Genomic DNA, 17,591 nt, shown 5'->3' with positions numbered 1-17,591 from the left:
CTCCTCGTAAACGCGCACCACATGGGTAAATGCGGATGCGGCGGCCTTGGACCACGCCGCCCACGCGGATACACGTAGGGCGGATTAGCGTAGCGTAATCCGCCATGCATGAGCCACCACAAAAGCAAGACGCGGCCAATGGCCGCGCCCCACCTCCCATCACTTGATGGTGTACTTGAACTGCCCCTTCTTGTCCGCGCTGACCTTGATCTTGGAGATCGTGGCGCCCTCGGCCATCTTCGCCAACACCGATTCGGCGACTTCCGGCAACAAACTTCCGTTCAGAATATTGTCGACATTGCGCGCCCCCGAATCCACCTCGGTGCAACGCGCCAGCACCGCTTCCACCAGCGCCTCGTCGTACGTCAACTCCGCCTTGTGGTTCTCGGAAATCCGGCGCGCGATCTTGCCCAGCTTGAGCTCGATGATCTTGACCAGCACGTCATCGGCGATCGGATAGTACGGAATCACCTTCAAACGCCCCAGGAAGGCTGGCTTGAACACCTTCATCAGATGCGGACGGATCACCTGCTCCAGCTGCTCCGGCGTCGGCATGTCCTTCGGCTCCTTGTTCAGGCAAGCCTGCATCATCGTGCTCGACGCCACGTTCGACGTCAGAATGATGATGGTGTTCTTGAAGTCGATCTCGCGGCCCTCGGCGTCATCCATCACGCCCTTGTCGAACACCTGGAAGAACAACTCCATCACATCCGGGTGCGCCTTCTCGACTTCGTCGAGCAGCACCACGCTGTACGGATTGCGGCGTACGGCCTCGGTCAGCACGCCGCCCTCGCCGTAGCCCACATAACCCGGTGGAGAGCCCTTCAGGCCCGACACGCTGTGCGCTTCCTGATACTCGCTCATGTTGATGGTGATCAGCTTGCGCTCGCCGCCGTACAGCACATCGGCCAGCGCCAGCGCGGTCTCGGTCTTGCCGATGCCCGACGGGCCGACGAACAGGAACACGCCCTTCGGCTTGTTCGGATCGTCCAGATTGGCGCGCGAAGTGCGCACGCGCTGCGCCACCGCTTCGATCGCATGCGGTTGGCCCAGCACGCGTTCTTCCAGCATTTCGTTCAGCTTGAGCACGGTCTTGATCTCGTCCTTGACCATCTTGCCCAGCGGGATGCCGGTCCAGCCGGCAACGATCTCGGCCACCACGTGGCCGTCGACCTGCACCGGCACCATCGGCGCCTCGCCCTGCAAGGCCTTCAATTCCTTGATCAGCGCCTGCACGCCGGCAGCCGCGTTCTTGGCTGGGGCTTTCTCGGCGCCGGCTGTTTCCAGTTCCAGGCGCGCCGCCTTGATCTTTTCGGTCAGGCCCTTCTCCAGCTCCCAGCGCGCGGCCAGGGTGCCGTGTTCGTCGCTGGCCTTGGCACGCTCCGAGCGCAGTTCGGTCAGGCGCGCCGCATGGCTGCCGCCGCCGCTTTCCTCCCGTGCGAGCGAGGCGATCTCGGCGTCGATGCGGTCCAGCTTTTTGACCAGGTTTTCGATCAGGGCCGGCGTGGCGTTCTGGCCCAGCGCGACTTTCGCGCAGGCGGTATCGAGCACACTGATGGCCTTGTCCGGCAGCTGGCGGCCCATGATGTAGCGGTGCGACAGGCGCACCGCCTCGGTGATGGCCTCGTCGTAGACGCGCACGTTGAAGTGTTTTTCCATCAGCGGCGCCATGCCGCGCAACATGGCGCAGGCCAGTTCCTCGCTCGGCTCCTCGACCTTGATGACCTGGAAACGGCGCGCCAGCGCGGCATCCTTCTCGAAGTATTTCTTGTACTCGCCCCAGGTGGTGGCGGCGATGGTGCGCAGCTCGCCACGCGCCAGCGCCGGTTTCAGCAGGTTGGCGGCGTCGTTCTGGCCGGCCGTGCCGCCGGCGCCGATCATCGTGTGCGCCTCGTCGATGAACAGGATGATGGCGTGCGGGCTTTTCTTGACTTCGTCGATGACGTTTTTCAGGCGGTTCTCGAACTCGCCCTTGACGCTGGCGCCCGCTTGCAGCAGGCCCATGTCCAAGGTGTGGATCTCCACGCCTTTCAGCACGTCGGGCACGTCGTCCTGCGAAATGCGCAGCGCCAGGCCCTCGACCACGGCGGTCTTGCCGACGCCGGCCTCGCCGGTCAGTATCGGGTTGTTCTGGCGGCGGCGCATCAGGATGTCGATCGCCTGGCGGATTTCCATGTCGCGGCCGATCACCGGGTCGACCTTGCCGTCGCGCGCGCGCTGCGTCAGGTTGGTGGTGAACTGGTCCAGCGCCGGGGTCTTCGATGCGGCCTGGCCGGCCAGTTCGCCGACCGGGTCGCCGCCGGCGTCCTGCTCGCCGGCCGGCGCGCCCTCGCCGGCCGCCACGGCTTCCTGCGAGCCCTCGGTCAGGTAGTCGAGCTTGTGCTTGATCTCGTCGACATTGAATTTATTGAACAATTTGGAGCCGCGATACGCCAGCTGCGCCAGTTCGCTGTCGGTCAGCAATGCCTGCAACAGGTGGCCGCTGCGGATGCTGCTCTGGCGGCCGGCCTGGATGTCGAGCGAGGCGATCAGCCATGCGTTTTCAAACAGCTTCGGCAGGCGCGCCGAGAACACCGGCGTGCGCGTGTTGCCGGTCTTCAGGCGCGACACCTCGGCTTGCAGGTCCGCTTCCAGCATCGGAATGCTGATGCCGTTCTTGCGGGCGATGACGACGAAGTCGCTCTTCGGCTGTTCCAGCAGCGCCAGGAACAGGTGTTCGAGGTCGACCTCGAATTGGCCGAGGCCCACGCAAATGCTGGCCGCGCGCGTGGCGGCGGTGCGGCTGGTGTCGTTCAGCTTGCCGATCAGCGTCTTCAGGTTGATGCTCATAGCGCGATTTTCCTTGTTCGATTAATTAAGTTCGGATTTGCAGAATGAAGTTTTACAGCGTATGAATTTCGTAACGCACGTCGGCGCGGTCGCGCGCCTCGCCCCCGGTGATGAGGAAACTGTCCCAGCCCAGACGGCCGCCGGCGCGCTCGTCGCTGAGGGTCACGCCCTCGACGTCGGCCGCGCGCAGCACCAGTTGCACCTCGTATTCGAGGGACAGGCCGGTGAACATGGTCAGCATCTTTTCCAGCGCCTTGGCGGCCCTGCCACCGGGCAGGAAGGAATCGAAGCTGGCGCGCGGCAGCGGACCGACCGTCAGCAGCATGCGCAGGTCGCGCTGCCAGACCCGCTGGCCCACCAGCGCGCTGGTGCCCAGCTGGGCGTTGGCGCCGCCCAGGGCGCTCTGCTGGCCCGGCGGCACGTCGTACCAGGCGCCGATGAATTGCGTCACCGTGATGCGCTGGCGGAAGTACTCGCTCAACACGTGGCCGATCGACACCGCCGACGCCGGCCGATGCCGCATGGCCGCCGCGAAATAGCCGATCGATTCGTCGAGCACGCCCTTGCCGCCGTCGGACAGGCGGTGTTTGAGCGATTCGTTGCCGACGCCGGCCAGCGACAGCAGCAATGGCAAAAAGCGGTCCTTGCCGTCGATCTGATATTTCAGCTCCAGCCGGTACTTGCGCCACGATTCATAGAACAGGGCCAGCGCCCGGTTGGAGAAGGTGTCCAGGAAAGCGCGCGGGCCGTCGTCCTTTTCGTACAGCGCATGCGCGGCCACGCGCTCGGTGTAATGCGCCGGCAAGGAACCGGCCGTGCCGAGAAAGCCCATGAAGGCCGGCGTGATGCGGATATATTTCAGTTCGCCGTTGCGCAGCGCCTCGCCCAGCGCCAGGCTGTCGCGGCCGATCTCGCGAGGCTCGGTCTGCATCGATTCGAGCTGGCTGGCCGGAAAATTGAGCGACAGCGAGTTCTGGAAGCGCAGAAAGCTGGCCACGGCCTGGTCGTGCGGCAGGCCGTTGCGCTTGAGCCAAAGCTCGAGCATGCGCACCGCCTGGAAGAACTGGAAGCGGTACGGCTGCTCGAACAGGCGCTCGATTACACTAGGTTCAAATCGCCGCTTCGTGGTGTGCATCGCAACAGCTCCTCCCCTGATTTCTTGGATACGACCACCAATTGCGTGAAGCTGTTGGCGTGCACGTACAAGCCGAGGAAGCGCTCGACGATATGGGTGAAGGCGTGGATGCCGCTGCCGACGAAGGCTTCCTCGTCGATGGTGATGCTGACCTCGGTGCCGCGCACCAGGCAGGCGAACGGATTGCCCGGCAGCCAGTGGTTGGCGGCCTTGCTGGCGATCGCGTGGATGCCGCGGATCTGGCGCTGCGACGTTGGCGAACGCGGCAAATCGTACAGGGTCAGCATCTCCTGGAAGGCGTCGACGCCGCTGCCGGCCAGCGACAGGTGGTTGAGCGACAGGTGCGAGATCAGGCGCCAGTGGGCGCCACGGCCGCGCTCGAAACGGTGCGAGTCGGTCGGCCGCCGCAGGAAGGTGATGCTGCGCACGCTCGATCCGCCCTCGAGGAACAGGTCGCCGCCGCGCATGCCGTAGGTCAGCGACGCCGGCAGGTCGCGGTTGGTGCAGGTCAACTCCAGGCTCAGGGTGTCGGTCTCGATGGCGGCCGGATCGAAGTCGATGTCGACGATCGATATTTCCGTCTCGTAGCCGGGGCTCTTGCGGGCGATCACCTCGTCGCGCCGCATGACCCAGTAGTGGCCATTCTTTTCCGGCGTCTCGCCGTGGCGCAGCGAATAAAACGGCCGGAATTCGATCACCGATTCGCCCTGCGGCGTCTGCCGCACCAGCTTGACCGAGTCGATCGATTGCACCTCGAAGGCATAGGCGCGGCGGGCGTCGGCCAGCACAGGATAACTGGCGGTGGTGTGGGTGACGCGGATCGGCTCGCCACGCTGGCGGAACAGGTTGACCACCGGCGTGCAGCCCAGCAGCAGGTTGTTGGTCGACATGGTGCCCAGCATGCGGGCGGTGTTGGAATCGGTGCGCAGGCCGCTCATGCCAAGGTGCAAGGTGAAACGCTTGCAGCCGGCCGGCAGCGACACGCCGATCGCCGACAGGTCGATGTCGATGAAATTGAATTTTTCAGGGAAGCAGAAATACTCGGTCAGCAGCCGGTAGGCCGGATGCGAGCGGGCCGAGAACGGGATCAGCGATTCGTCCTCGCCGAAGCCGGCCGGCCATACGGGCACCGCCGCCAGCGACGTCCAGCGGCCGTTTTGCTCCGGTTCGACCCAGGCCTTGACGGTGCGCAGGAACAGCGCGTCGCGCAGCGCGGCGCAAAACGACGGCTCGCCGTCGATGAACACGCGCAGCATTTTGATGCCCAGCTGCGACAGCGTGACCTGCGCGGCGGTCGTTTCGATGGTGATGCTGAGGCCGGAGGTGACGTTGGGCGGCAGCATCACCGCCTCGGGCGCGTCGATGATGGCGGCGAACGATGCGTGCGACAGCGCGATCGGCGCCACGGTGACCGGATAGGCGGTGCGGAAAGTGCAGGCGACGCCCTTGACCGGGCGGGTGTCGAGCTCGGTGCCACGGGCGATCTCGGTGGCCGTGGTCAGCTGCGCGGCGGCGGCGCTGTAGTCCATGCGCGCGATCGAGCACGACGGGAACGGCCGCAGGTAGTGCGGATACAGCACCTCGAACAGCGCCTCGGTGAATTCGGGGTAGTCGTCGTCGAGCCGCTTGGAGATGCGCGAGTTGAGCAGCGCGAACGACTGGATCATGCGCTCGATGTGCGGGTCTTCGCACACCTCGCCGCCCATCAACAGGCGGCCGGCGATTTTAGGATAGCGCTCGGAAAATTCGCGCGAATAGCGGCGCAGAAAACCCAGCTCCCGTTCGTAGTACGGTAACAGTTCTTCCAAGTCAGACTCCCGGCGACGCCAGGCGGCGCGCCTTGCTAATAGTGTAATGTAGGCTCGACGGCTGCAGGACGGCGTCGAAATTGACCGGCTCTTGCGCCGCGCTCACCACCAGCAGCGCGGTGATGGCGAAGTTGAGGCGGTTGATCGTGCCCTCCTGGATCTCGAGCGAGGCGCGCACGTTGCGCAGGCGCGGCTCGTGGCGGCCGATGGCCTTTTCCAGGCAGGTGCAGATGTAGGCGCGGTCGTCGGCGCTCGACAGGCTGAGGCCGGCAAAATCGTTCAAGCCGTAGGTCAGGATCGAGCGGCCGCACTCGGGGAATTTTTTGATCAGCTCCTCGCTGATGACGGTGCGCGTGTTGAGCAGCGCTTCGAGGTCGCGGGCGACGGTGTCCTTCAAGTCCTCGATCGACATCCGGGACACGGTGGCACTGGTGGCGCCGTGGACGGGCGCGTCCATCAGGCGGTCGAACAGTCCCGGCGAAAAACCCTTCATGTGCATCCTGAATATCAGTGTTAAAACTCGATGTCGGAAATAGTGCGGCGGCCGCCACCGCGTCGGGCGGGGCGGTTGCCACAATAAGTCCAGCTTTCGCGTCCGTCCCCTACCCGTTCGCGGCGGCATGAAGCCGTCACAAGGGGAGCGGGCGCGATGGCGAACGGGGCGCGGCGAGCGTCATGGCGCACGCGCGTCGTCCCGTATCGCCGGCGTCAATTCCGCAGCGTCCCGACGACACCGTGGAATTCACAGCGTATTGGGGTAACTTAGGCCGTCTTGTTGGCCGACAGATCCCAACCGCCCGAGGTGTTGCCACCCGAACCGCCACCGATCTTCTGCTGGGTGTACTTCCACTTCACTTTCGAGTACTTGATCGACACGTGCTCGGACAGGATGTCGCCTGGCTGCACTTGCGGAGCGACGCTGCTGATCAGCACGTTTTCCAGTTCGATTTCGAAGTACTTGATGCGCTCGCCCTGGCCATCGGCGCGCAGGAACTCGAACTTGGCCTTAGGAATGGTTTTACCCGAGGAGCACGTCTGCAGCAGCAGAGGAGTCGACAGGTCGGCCAGCTTGGCGATCACGATCTCTTTGTGCTCGGTGCGCTCGGCGGTGTGGCCGCCGGCCGACGAGGCGGTCGCCGATTTAGGCTGCAGCACTTCCCACTGGACCGATTTGCACTCGATCCAATCTTTGTGGGTGCTGTCGGCGGACTCGCCTTTGATGCCGTCGATTTGCAGATATACGTCGATTGCCATGGTATTCCTTTCGGTTTTGGATTGAACAACTAAAAATTAAAACATTAAGACTTGGTCGATTGAGGCAGCTCCGCGACCAGACGGAGTGAAACGGACAGCTCGTCGAGCTGGAAGTGCGGGCGCAGGAACGACACGGCGCGGTACACGCCAGGACGTCCCGGCACTTCGGATACTTGCACCGACGCCTCACGCAGCGGGAACTGGGCTTTCTGTTCCTGGCTGGCGTTGTCGTCGAGTAGCACGTATTGGGTCAACCAACGGTTGAGGAAGTCCTCGACGTTGGAGGCGGCGGCAAAGCTGCCGATCTTGTCGCGCATCATCGCCTTCATGTAGTGGGCGATGCGCGAGACGGCGAAGATGTATTGCAGCTGGGCCGACAGCACGGCGTTGGCATTGGCCGCGTCGGTGTTGTACTTCTTGGCCTTTTGCGTCGACTGCGCGCCGAAGAAGGCGGCGTAGTCGGTGTTCTTGCAGTGCACCAGCGAGATGAAGCCGAGGTCGCTCAACTCCTTCTCGCGGCGGTCGGTGATGGCGATCTCGGTCGGGCACTTGAGCGCCACTTCGCCTTCGTCGGTCTTGAAGGTGTGGGTCGGCAGGTCCTCGACCAGGCCGCCGCCTTCGACGCCGCGGATGGCGGCGCACCAGCCGTAGTCCTCGAACGCGTTGGTCAGCTTGGTGCCGAAGGCGTAGGCGGCGTTGCACCACAGGTATTTGTGGTGGTCGGTGCCGTCGACGTCCTCGACGAAATTGAAGCCCTCGACGGTCATGCCGTCGGCCGGGTTGAACGGCTGGCGGCCCAGGAAGCGCGGCAGCGTCAGGCCGACGTAGCGCGAATCCTCGGACTCGCGGAACGATTTCCACTTGGCGTACTCGACGGTGTCGAACACCTTCGACAGGTCGCGCGGCTTGCCCAGGTCGCTGTAGGTCTCCAGGCCGAACAGCTCCGGCGAGGCGGCCGAGATGAACGGCGCGTGCGAGGCGGCGGCCACGTGCGACATCTGCTCGATGAAGTACATGTCTTCCGGCTGGCGGGTGATTTCGAAGTCGCCGATCAGCGAGCCGAACGGCGCGCCGCCGAACGTGCCGAACTCCTCCTCGTAGACCTTCTTGAACATGGTCGACTGGTCGAACTCGAGCGCGCTCTGGAAATCCTTGACCAATTCCTTCTTGGTCGCGTTGAGCATCTTGATCTTGAGGTTCTGGCCGGTCGAGGAATTCTTGACCAGGTAGTTCAGGCCGGTCCAGCTCGATTCGAGCTTCTGGAATTCCGGCGCGTGCATGATGGCGCTGAGCTGCTTGGAGATCAGGCTGTCGAGCTCGGCGACGCGGGCGTCGATGGTGGCGGCCAGGTTGTCCGACACCACGACGGTGCCTTCCATGACCTGGCTGACCAGCTCGGAGATGATGTCCTTGGCGCGGGCGTGCTCGACGCTCGACTTGGCGACCTTGCTCTGCTCAACGATCTGGTCGAGCAGGGCCAGTTCGGTGGTGGCCGCGCCGGCCGACGTTGGGGAAGTTTGGACGGACATGGCTCAATCTTTCTTCGGGGTGGTTTGCTGGCCCAGTTCGGCCAGCTTCTCGGTGCTGTGCAGGACGTCGTTGAGGATGTCTTCGAGCTTGTCGTTGCCGGCCAGCTTGTTGCGCAGGTCGGCCAGCTTGGTGCGCGCCTCGAGCAGCTTGCGCAGCGGCTCGACTTGTTCGACGACCGCCTCGGGACGGAAATCGTCCATCGACTTGAACTTCAGGTCGACGGCGAACTCGCCGCCGCCCTCGCCCAGCTCGTTGGCCACGCGGAAGGCGGCGCGCGGCTCGACGCCCTTGAGCACCTCGTCGAAGTTGTCGCGGTCGATGTTGACGAACTTGCGCTCCTTCAAGCGCTTCTGTTCGACTTCGGAGTTGCCGCCGAAATCGCCCACCACGCCCATCACGAACGGCAGCTCTTTATTTTCGATCGCATCGCCGATCTCGACGTCATAGGTCATCTGGACCCGTGGCGGGCGCACCTTCTGCAGGCGCTTCTGAACACTCTCTTTTTTCGACATGACATCCCCATTTCAAAAATAAACAGCGGCGTCGCGGCGACGCCACCGGGTGGAATTACTTAAAAACTTACTTCAGCGCGTCGAAGGGGTCGGCCTTCGGTTCGCGGGCCGGCTGCTTGGCGCCCTTTTTGGCTGGCGTCACGGCGCGCTGCGCCGGCGCAACCGGCTTGGCCGGCGGCACCAGCACCTGCTCGCCCAGGCTCTCGCGCAGCAGCTTGGCCAGGTCCTGCGACTCGGTGCGCAGCGAACCGGACAAGTTGTTCTGACGGCTCAGGTCGGCAAGCGCGCGGGTCGACAGGCGCAGGCCGCTGATGGCGATGATGCTGTTGGCCAGCTGGTCGTTGGGGTCGCGCACCAGGATTTCCTGGGCGTTGACGATGGCTTCGCCGTACTGGCCGGCCTCGTACTTGGTCTGCGCCATGCGGGTCCACGGGTCCTTGTCGGCGGGATAGGCGGCGGCGGCCTGCTTCCACAGCGCGATCGCCGCTTCCTTCTGGCCGGCGCTGTCGGCGGCGGCGGCCTTGCCCATGACTTCGGCGATGGTGGGTGGGGCCACGGGCACCTTGACCACCGGCGCGGTGGTACAGGCGCTCAGGGCCAGGATGCAGGCGGCACCGCCCAACAGGCGGCGAAGATGGATCGATGTACTCATGTGTTCCTCAAAAGTCAGGGGTGTTAAAGGCGGGAACAGTTGCTATAAACTGTTGCCAATTTCTCATTTTTCGGCAGAATATCATAAATTTAATTCTTTACCTCGTACAATACGAACTGAACCGTACACCGTTACCGAGAAGAAAGATTATAAAGCTTAGCACGTTACGCAGAAGAAACACTCACAGTGCGCCAGAAAATGTTATTGTTCTGGCAGTTGTGATTGGGCACTAATTTTTGACGGTCCGCAGGCATGAGGCGATAAGGCATTCGATGAGCATCACGGGAAAACTTTTATGGGGCGAGGGACTGTTCCTGCGTCCCCAGCATTTTCAGCAGCAGGACCGCTACCACGAGCAGCGGCTGCACGACAGCGTCAAGGCGCTGCACCCTTACGCCTGGGGCGTCAGCCAGTTGCAGCTCGACCGCGACGCCCTGCACAACAACACCTTGCGCCTGCTCGACCTGGCGCTGGTGTTCCAGGACGGCGAGATCTACAACGCGCCCGGCGCCGACGAGCTGCCGGCCGAGATCGACCTGAGCAATATTCCGCAGTCGCAGCAGGCGCTGACGTTCTACGCCGCCCTGCCCGCGTTCAAGCATTTCGGCGGCAACTTCGCCCCCGAGGGCCAGCCCAGCAACGCCGCCCGTTACGCCCAGAGCAACCTCGACACGCCCGACCTGTACACCCAGGCCGCGCACGCGCAACTGACGTACCTGAAGAAAACGCTGCGCCTGGTGTCCGAATCGGAACCGCGCGACTCCTACGTCAGCTTGCCGCTGCTGCGCCTGCGCCGGCTGTCGACCGGCGGCTTCGAGCAGGACCCGTCGTTCATCCCGCCGAGCCTGTCGATCCGCAGCGCGCCGCTGCTGTTCCTGCAACTGCGCCGCCTGCTGGACGCGCTGCAGGCCAAGGTCAACGCGCTGTACGGCCACCATCGCGAGCCGAGCAAGCACGTCATCGAATTCCGCTCCGGCGACATGTCGTCGTTCTGGCTGCTGCACACGGCCAGTTCGGCGTATGCGTCGCTGAGCCATTATTTCCACCATCCGACCCTGCACCCCGAGCGGCTGTACGAACAACTGCTGGGCCTGTCGGGCGCGCTGATGACCTTCTCGAAGGGCATTTCGCTCAGCGACCTGCCGCAGTACGACCACCTCGACCCCGGTCCCGGCTTCGCCCGCCTGCACGGCATCATCCGCGAGTTGCTCGACACGGTGATTTCGTCGAAATACTTCGCCATCGCGCTCAACGAGGTCAAGCCGTCGTACCACCACGGCATGCTCGACTCGGGCAAGATCGACGCCCAGACGACCTTCTACCTCGGCGTCTCGGCCGATTTGTCCGGCGTCGAAATGGTCGACGTGGTGCCGCTGCGCTTCAAGATCGGCGCCCCGGACGACGTCGAAAAGTTCGTGCTTTCGGCCATGCCGGGCGTGCGCCTGACGCACGCGCCGCAAGTGCCGGCGGCCGTGCCGGTGCGCCCCGACACCTATTATTTCGCCCTCGAAGCCAAAGGTCAGATGTACGAGCGCATGCTGCAGGCGCAATCGATCTCGATCTACGTTCCCGCCGGCATGCGCGACCTGAAACTGGACCTCGTCGCCGTCACTTCCTGAAGACCAACCCATGACTACTAGCGCCCCTCCTTCCCTGATCCCCGGCGGCCAGCCGGCGTTTTCGCCGGCCATCGCCGCCGGCCCCGGCACCGAACACACGCTGATGGACCTGATGTACGACGGTTTCTACGCCCTGTTCATGCTCAAGAACGGCAACGGCCCGCAAGCCAACGCCGACTTCATCAACAAGATGACGCAGTTCCTCGACGACTTCAGCCGTGGCGCCAAGAAGCAAGGCGCCTCGGCCGACGACATCGACAACGCCAAGTACGCCTTCTGCGCGGCGGTCGACGAGATCATCCTGCGCTCACCGTACGGCATCCGCGACGCCTGGGAGCGCCGCCCGCTGCAACTGGTGCTGTTCGGCGACCAGCTGGCCGGCGAGAACTTCTTCAACCGTCTCGAAAGCCTGCGCGCGCGCGGCAGCGCCCACCTGCAGGCGCTCGAAGTGTTCCACATGTGCCTGCTGCTGGGTTTCCAGGGCCGCTACATCATCGAAGGCTCGGAAAAGCTGGCCTACCTGACGGCGCGCCTGGGCGACGAGATCGCCCACATGAAGGGCAAGAAATCGGGCTTCGCGCCGCACGCCGAGCGCCCCGACCAGATTATCCACAAGCTGCGCAACGACGTCCCGCTGTGGGTGCTGTGCTCGGTGTTCGCGCTGATCGGCGCGCTTGGCTACATCGGTTTGCGCAGCATGCTCGGCCATGGCACCGAAACCAGCATGGCCGCGTACAACGACGTGGTCAAGCTCGCGCCCAAGCAAGCCAACCTGACCATCACGTTGCCGTGATGAGCCTGCCCGACCTGCCGGGCTCGTCCTTGGTGGACGGGCTGTTCGGAACCGGCCTGAGCCAGCATGCGCGCCTGATCACGCTGGCCAGCGCGCAGGACTCCACGCTGCCCGAGTCGCTGATGCCCGAGCGTTTCACGGGACGCGAGGCTGTCAACGAGCTGTTCCGCTTCGACATCGACGCGCTCAGCACCTCGACCGATCTGGAACTGGCCGACTTCATCGGCGAGGAAATCACGCTCAAGCTGCTGCAGGCCGACGGCACGCGCCGCGCCTGGCACGGCATCTGCACCGACGCCGCCTGGCTGGGCGCCGACGGCGGCCTGGCGCGCTACCGGCTGCGGCTGGAACCCGGCCTGGCCCTGCTGGGCCTGCGCCGCGACAGCTACATCTTCCAGGACAAAAACGCGCAAGACCTGATCACCGAACTGCTGGCCGATTACAAGCAGGTGCGGTTCGAGTTCGACGTCACGCAAACCCTGGTGGCGCGGCCGATCTGGACCCAATACCGCGAAAGCGACCTCGAATTCCTGCAACGCGTGCTGGCCTCCGAAGGCCTGAGCTGGCGCTTCGAGCACGACCAGGAAGAAGGCGCGGCCGATGCCGAAGCTGGCGGCCAGCAGCAAGCCAAGCATAAGGTCGTTTTCTTCGACAGCAAGGCCGTCGCGCCCGAGACGGTTGGCGGCGCCGAATTGCGTTTCCACGGCGTGCGCGCCACCGACAGCGACGACGCCATCGACGAATTCAACGCGCTGCGCCGCATCCAGGCCAACGCCGTCACCATCAGCAGCTGGGACCCGGCGCAACTGGTGGCCCCGGCCGCCGAGCAAGCGACCAGCCTGGACATCGGCGAACTGCCGGCCTTGTCGATCTACGACGGCAGCGCCGAGCGGCGCCACGCCGACAGCGCCGCCGCCGATCCGCACAGCCGCCTGATGCTGCAAGCGCTCGAGCTCGACAACAAACTGTTCGAAGGCCAGGGTTCAGTGCGCCGCCTGGCCGCCGGCCACGGTTTCCAGCTGACCCAGCACGAGCACTATGCCGACGGCGCCAACAAGTTCACCACGCTGTGGGTCGAGCACGAGGGACGCAACAACGTCGAACCGGCGCTGGGCGGCCTTGGCAAGCTGATCGGCGCCGCCAAGGCCGGCCTCGCCACCCTGGCCAAGTTCGCCGGCGCGCAACTGGAGGCAGGCACCTACCGCAACCGCTTCGCCTGCGTGCGCGACACGGTCGCCATCGTCCCGCGTGCGGCTGCCGAACGCTTCAGCGGCGCCTCGCTGGGACCGCAAACGGCGCTGGTGGTCGGCCTGCCCGACGCCATCAACACCACCACGCGCGAGCACCAGGTGCGCATCCAGTTCGCCTGGCAACGCGGCGCCGGCGCCAACGCAGGCGGCCTGCCGCACAACACCGACGACAAGGGCAACGCGCCCGGCAACGACGGCTCCGGTACCTGGGTGCGCGTGGCCGAGGCGCTGGCCGGCCCCAACTGGGGCTCGCAATTCACGCCGCGCATCGGCACCGAAGTGCTGGTCGACTTCATCGAAGGCGACATGGACCGCCCGCTGGTGGTCGCGCAACTCTACACCGGCGCCGACACCCCGCCCTACTCGGCCGGCGTCGACACCGACATCAACCACGCCGGCGTCATCTCCGGCATGCACAGCAATAACTTCGACGGCGGCGGCTACAACCAGTGGGTGGTAGACGACACGCCGGGCCAGCTGCGCACGCGCCTGGCCACGTCGAGTGCCGCCACGCAGCTGAACCTCGGCTACCTGGTGCAGCAGACGCCGGGCTCGGCCCAGCGCGGCAACTATCGCGGCCAAGGGTTCGAGCTGCGCACCGACGCCTGGGGCGTGCTGCGCTCGGGCGAAGGCATGCTGATCTCGGCCACCGCGCGCGCGCAACAAGGCGCGGGCGTCACCTCGACCCAGCTCGACAGCGCCGAGGCCACCGGCCTGCTGCGCGCCGCCTCCGAATTGAGCAAGAATCTGGCCGACGCCGCCGCGCAGCAAAACGCGCTCGTCAGCAAGGACGCCAACCAAGCGCAGATCGACTTCATCACGCAGATCGATCCGGAGCAAAAAGGGAAGTTCGAGGGCGCCGTCGGCGGGCACGATCCGTTGAAGGCCACGGCAGGAGCGCGCGATCTCGACAGCGGCGCGCCGGTGGAGAAATTCGGCCAGCCGGTGGTGCTGATGGAAGCGCCGGCCAGCATCAACTGGGCCACGCCCGCTTCCACGGTGCTGTTCGCCGGTGGGCAGTTGCAGTGGACCACGCAGTCCGACATGCACATGGCCGCCGCCTTCACGGTGGCGTCGGTGTCGGCCAACGCGACCGGGTTGTTCACGCACGCCGGCGGCATCCAGGCGATCGCGGCCAACGGGCCGGTGTCGTTGCAGGCGCATACGGATCAATTGGAGATTTTGGGCGACAAGGCGATCACGATCGTATCGGTCAACGACGTCATCGAAGTCAAGGCCAACCAGAAGATCGTGCTGCAGGCCGGGCAATCGTCGGTGACGCTGGAGGGTGGAAACATCACCTTTGCCTGTCCGGGAAATTTCACGGTCAAGGGCGGGCAGCATATCTTCCAGGGCGGCAGCAGCAGCGCCGCCTCCTTACCTGGCCTGCCTAGTGCGAGCACCACGATCTGCCTTGAATGTTTGAAGAAAGCGGCACTGCAAGGCAGCAGCTTCTTGCGCCGCTGACGCCCTACTCGCACGGAAAATCTTACGATGAACAGCCATTCCTCCGCGCCCGACGAGGGCCAAAAAGTCGACAACACGTACGCGTTGATCGACTGCGCCGCGCACGATGACGCGTTCGCGCAGCTGACGACGCGCTTTCCTGATGCGCAGTGGCGCTCGCTGTTCGCCGACACACCGGAGGCGCATCTGCAATCTGCCGCGCCGCTGCTGATCGCGCTCGACCCAACCGCAGAGGACAAATCCATCTTCATGTGGCTGATTGAGAAGGAACGCGCGCATCCGAGCGTCACCTGGATCAAAAGTCACTTCGGCCTGCCCACCTTGGCCATGATGCTGACACGCCGGCTGCAATGCCGGATCAACGACGACGAACATGTCGTGCTTCGTTTCTACGACCCACGCATTCTGTTGGGCCTGTCCTCGGCGCTGACGGGGCCGCAAAAAAAATTCTTCTTCGCGCCGGTCAGCAGTTGGACCGCTTGGGAACCTCGGCGGGAGGCGTACTACGGCATCGATCCCGAGCCGGCCACCCCTGCGGAAATCGCCGCGTTCGCGGTCGTTCCCATCAGTCTCGACGAGCGCCAGCGCGAGCAACTGATGTACTACGACAAGGAAGCACTGTACGACAGCATCATCGCGCACTGGGAGGAAAACAGCCCCGAAGCGATCGAGGGAATGGAAGCCGACATGCTGCGTAACATAGCTATTGCCGCCGTGGCGCGCTGCGCCGGTTACGGCATTTACAACGCCGACGACCAGCATCTTTTTGCGGGCTTGATGATGCGCGTATCGCCGTCGTTCGACGCCCATCCGATGGTGCGCAGCTACCTGCGCGACGAAGAAATAGCGCCCGAAGAGCGGCTGAGCCAAATGATCGACGAATTGCCGGATGCGATCTGGCGTCAGATCGGCGAGCAAAAACGCTACGAAGCGCTGTTCCAACACGCACTACCGGCATGACACAACTTACGCAAAACGAGAACTTATGACTGGCGGATTTAATCTAACCGAGCGGATACAGACCGTCACCAAAAAGCTGGCCGACGTCAACGCTGAGATGGCGTGGGAAGCGGCCGGCACTGCTGCGGACGTGGCGGGGATGGTCGACCCGACGCCGATCTCGGACGCGGTCGGTGCCGGCATTGCGATACGCAACGGCGACTTCCTCGGCGCTGGCTTGAACGTAGTGGGTATGATCCCCTACCTCGGTGACGCGGTGGCGAAACCGATCAAGGCGACGCGTGTCGCCAAGCGAGTTCTCGCGCTCAAAGAAAAAGCGACCTTGTTGACCAAGGAATTGGCCGACCTCAACGCGTTGAAAAAGAAAGAGGAAGCAGCGGAACTGGCGGCCAAAGAAGCTAAAATCGCAGTAGACGCGAAAAAAGCGAAGGATGCGGAAAAGGCCGCTGCGGAGCAAGAAAAAGCGGCCGCAAAGGCTAAAGACAAAGACTGCGAGGATTGTGCTAAAGGTGGGAAGCCAACGAAGATAATGCCTAAGAAGCGTGTGACTTGCTTCAGCTCAAAAAATCTTGATCCTTCCAAGTCTAAAGAATTTGCTGAACAACTCAAACGTCAAGAAGAAGCCTTAAATAATTTGACGGTTAAACAGTACAACGATGCAAGAGCCTTTTTCAAAAAAAATGGTCGCGCTGGCTCAGGCCTGGCGCAGAAAAAAGCTCGTGAGAAATATAAAAAAGCTTTGGTTAGTAAGTTGACCGACGAAAACAGAAATTTAAAGAAGATGTCGCTGGACGATGCGAAAGCAGCCGCGCAGACCGAAGCGAAAAACACAATGAAATCGCTTGCTGCTTTGCATGAACCAGACATGATCGCCGGTGGCAAAGATGAAGCCGTGAGGTTGGGAGACAAGAGTGTGAACTCATCTATTGGTAGCCAATGGAAGAGCCGGGTGAAGGAGCTGGATGAAGCCACCTCAAAAATCCCCGAAGCTGAACAAGCCAATACAAAAATGAACGCAAAATTACCGAAATGTAGGAAATAGGAGATTTAGGGATGGATGAAGATTTTGATTATTTCTTAAAAACCTTTGGCGCAGCAGTCCAAGACCCAGAGCAACCGCAGGCTAGCGACATTGAGAAGTACAAAGGTAAACTGCCAGCACGCTTATTGGAATATTGGAAAAATTATGGTTGGGGGGGCTATAAGGACGGGCTGTTTTGGATAGTTAATCCAGCGGAGTTCGAGCCAATTGTCGAAGAATGGCTCGCGGGATCAGGTGCAGAAGATCGTGATTCCTATCACACTGTTGCTCGCACTGCTTTCGGTGAACTATTTCTGTGGGGTGAAAAAAGTGGCCAGACCATCACCGTAACCCCACTGGACGCCACCATGTACTCGTATCCAGATGACAAAAGATTACTAACTCGCCCGGATTCTGCGATTGCGTCATTTTTTAGCGATCAGGATCCCGAAGGTCTCGATTTCGAAGACGAAAACGAAAGACCTTTATTTAAAAAGGCCGTAAAAAAGCTTGGGAAATTAAAAGCGGATGAAATGTATAGCTTTGAACCAGCATTGTGCATAGGTGGTATGCCTCGCCTGGAAAATCTTGTAAAGGTCAAGATGCATGAACATCTCTTGTTGCTCGAACAACTGGGGGAAATAGAAATCATTCCTATCGACGTCGGCGGGCAGGTCTCCTGATCTAGATTCATCAGCGAACCTGGTCTGTTACGTAGGCGGTGATGTCGCAGGTCGAGCCCAAGGCCGTTCGAGATCGAT

The 17,591-nt window shown here is 62.8% G+C and carries 14 protein-coding genes; 6 read left to right on the top strand and 8 right to left on the bottom strand.

The annotated features are described in order from the left end of the window. Positions 1-159: 159 nt before the first annotated feature. The 8 genes from tssH to NHH73_15145 form a co-directional block, all read right to left on the bottom strand. Positions 160-2,829: a type VI secretion system ATPase TssH gene (tssH, locus tag NHH73_15180; protein USX23972.1), complete on the bottom strand. Its 2,670-nt coding sequence runs from the start codon at positions 2,827-2,829 to the stop codon at positions 160-162. Positions 2,830-2,881: 52 nt separating this feature from the next. After that, positions 2,882-3,964 (bottom strand): type VI secretion system baseplate subunit TssG, encoded by a 1,083-nt coding sequence (gene tssG, locus NHH73_15175; GenBank protein USX23971.1) that lies wholly within the window; start codon positions 3,962-3,964, stop codon positions 2,882-2,884. Further along, positions 3,928-5,772, bottom strand: coding sequence for a type VI secretion system baseplate subunit TssF (gene tssF / locus NHH73_15170; GenBank protein ID USX23970.1), 1,845 nt, complete (start codon positions 5,770-5,772; stop codon positions 3,928-3,930). The genes tssG and tssF overlap by 37 nt, the downstream gene beginning before the upstream one ends. A gap of 1 nt (position 5,773) precedes the next feature. Next, a complete protein-coding gene (tssE, locus tag NHH73_15165; GenBank protein USX23969.1) occupies positions 5,774-6,265 on the bottom strand; it encodes a type VI secretion system baseplate subunit TssE in 492 nt (163 codons plus the stop codon). A gap of 269 nt (positions 6,266-6,534) precedes the next feature. Further along, the gene (locus NHH73_15160; protein USX29550.1) at positions 6,535-7,026 is read right to left on the bottom strand and encodes a type VI secretion system tube protein Hcp; all 492 of its coding nucleotides are present in this window, start codon (positions 7,024-7,026) and stop codon (positions 6,535-6,537) included. A gap of 44 nt (positions 7,027-7,070) precedes the next feature. After that, the gene (gene tssC / locus NHH73_15155; protein USX29549.1) at positions 7,071-8,555 is read right to left on the bottom strand and encodes a type VI secretion system contractile sheath large subunit; all 1,485 of its coding nucleotides are present in this window, start codon (positions 8,553-8,555) and stop codon (positions 7,071-7,073) included. 3 nt (positions 8,556-8,558) lie between these two features. After that, positions 8,559-9,068, bottom strand: coding sequence for a type VI secretion system contractile sheath small subunit (gene tssB / locus NHH73_15150; GenBank protein USX29548.1), 510 nt, complete (start codon positions 9,066-9,068; stop codon positions 8,559-8,561). A gap of 67 nt (positions 9,069-9,135) precedes the next feature. Further along, positions 9,136-9,720: a tetratricopeptide repeat protein gene (locus tag NHH73_15145; GenBank protein ID USX29547.1), complete on the bottom strand. Its 585-nt coding sequence runs from the start codon at positions 9,718-9,720 to the stop codon at positions 9,136-9,138. 272 nt (positions 9,721-9,992) lie between these two features. On the opposite strand from NHH73_15145, the gene tssK reads away from it, so the two are divergent. Genes tssK through NHH73_15115 form a run of 6 tightly spaced genes read left to right on the top strand, consistent with a single transcriptional unit; the run spans position 9,993 to position 17,513 of the window. Beyond that, positions 9,993-11,339, top strand: coding sequence for a type VI secretion system baseplate subunit TssK (gene tssK / locus NHH73_15140; protein USX29546.1), 1,347 nt, complete (start codon positions 9,993-9,995; stop codon positions 11,337-11,339). A 10-nt stretch (positions 11,340-11,349) separates the two neighbouring features. Continuing rightward, positions 11,350-12,132, top strand: a complete 783-nt coding sequence (icmH, locus tag NHH73_15135) for a type IVB secretion system protein IcmH/DotU (protein ID USX29545.1) — start codon at positions 11,350-11,352, stop codon at positions 12,130-12,132. After that, positions 12,132-14,849 carry a type VI secretion system tip protein VgrG gene (locus NHH73_15130; protein ID USX29544.1) on the top strand — a complete coding sequence of 906 codons (2,718 nt, stop codon included), beginning with the start codon at positions 12,132-12,134 and terminating at the stop codon, positions 14,847-14,849. The genes icmH and NHH73_15130 overlap by 1 nt, the downstream gene beginning before the upstream one ends. Before the next feature lie 27 nt (positions 14,850-14,876). Beyond that, the gene (locus NHH73_15125) at positions 14,877-15,809 is read left to right on the top strand and encodes a DUF4123 domain-containing protein (protein USX29543.1); all 933 of its coding nucleotides are present in this window, start codon (positions 14,877-14,879) and stop codon (positions 15,807-15,809) included. Positions 15,810-15,834: 25 nt separating this feature from the next. Next, on the top strand, positions 15,835-16,851 hold the full coding sequence (locus NHH73_15120; protein USX29542.1) for a polymorphic toxin type 15 domain-containing protein: 1,017 nt from the start codon (positions 15,835-15,837) through the stop codon (positions 16,849-16,851). Positions 16,852-16,862: 11 nt separating this feature from the next. Further along, positions 16,863-17,513, top strand: coding sequence for a DUF1851 domain-containing protein (locus NHH73_15115; protein USX29541.1), 651 nt, complete (start codon positions 16,863-16,865; stop codon positions 17,511-17,513). Positions 17,514-17,591 lie beyond the last annotated feature (78 nt).

The sequence above is a fragment of the Oxalobacteraceae bacterium OTU3CINTB1 genome, assembly GCA_024123955.1.
Lineage (GTDB): Bacteria > Pseudomonadota > Gammaproteobacteria > Burkholderiales > Burkholderiaceae_D > Rugamonas.
This window is presented reverse-complemented; position numbering and strand designations above follow the sequence as displayed.

Bases quoted from the DNA above. Each gene is read 5' to 3' on its own strand.
- tssB (USX29548.1), bottom strand. From the start codon at position 9,068: ATGTCGAAAAAAGAGAGTGTTCAGAAGCGCCTGCAGAAGGTGCGCCCG.
- NHH73_15115 (USX29541.1), top strand. From the start codon at position 16,863: ATGGATGAAGATTTTGATTATTTCTTAAAAACCTTTGGCGCAGCAGTC.
- icmH (USX29545.1), top strand. From the start codon at position 11,350: ATGACTACTAGCGCCCCTCCTTCCCTGATCCCCGGCGGCCAGCCGGCG.
- tssK (USX29546.1), top strand. From the start codon at position 9,993: ATGAGCATCACGGGAAAACTTTTATGGGGCGAGGGACTGTTCCTGCGT.
- tssE (USX23969.1), bottom strand. From the start codon at position 6,265: ATGAAGGGTTTTTCGCCGGGACTGTTCGACCGCCTGATGGACGCGCCC.
- tssG (USX23971.1), bottom strand. From the start codon at position 3,964: ATGCACACCACGAAGCGGCGATTTGAACCTAGTGTAATCGAGCGCCTG.
- NHH73_15130 (USX29544.1), top strand. From the start codon at position 12,132: ATGAGCCTGCCCGACCTGCCGGGCTCGTCCTTGGTGGACGGGCTGTTC.
- tssC (USX29549.1), bottom strand. From the start codon at position 8,555: ATGTCCGTCCAAACTTCCCCAACGTCGGCCGGCGCGGCCACCACCGAA.
- tssH (USX23972.1), bottom strand. From the start codon at position 2,829: ATGAGCATCAACCTGAAGACGCTGATCGGCAAGCTGAACGACACCAGC.
- NHH73_15125 (USX29543.1), top strand. From the start codon at position 14,877: ATGAACAGCCATTCCTCCGCGCCCGACGAGGGCCAAAAAGTCGACAAC.
- NHH73_15120 (USX29542.1), top strand. From the start codon at position 15,835: ATGACTGGCGGATTTAATCTAACCGAGCGGATACAGACCGTCACCAAA.
- NHH73_15160 (USX29550.1), bottom strand. From the start codon at position 7,026: ATGGCAATCGACGTATATCTGCAAATCGACGGCATCAAAGGCGAGTCC.
- NHH73_15145 (USX29547.1), bottom strand. From the start codon at position 9,720: ATGAGTACATCGATCCATCTTCGCCGCCTGTTGGGCGGTGCCGCCTGC.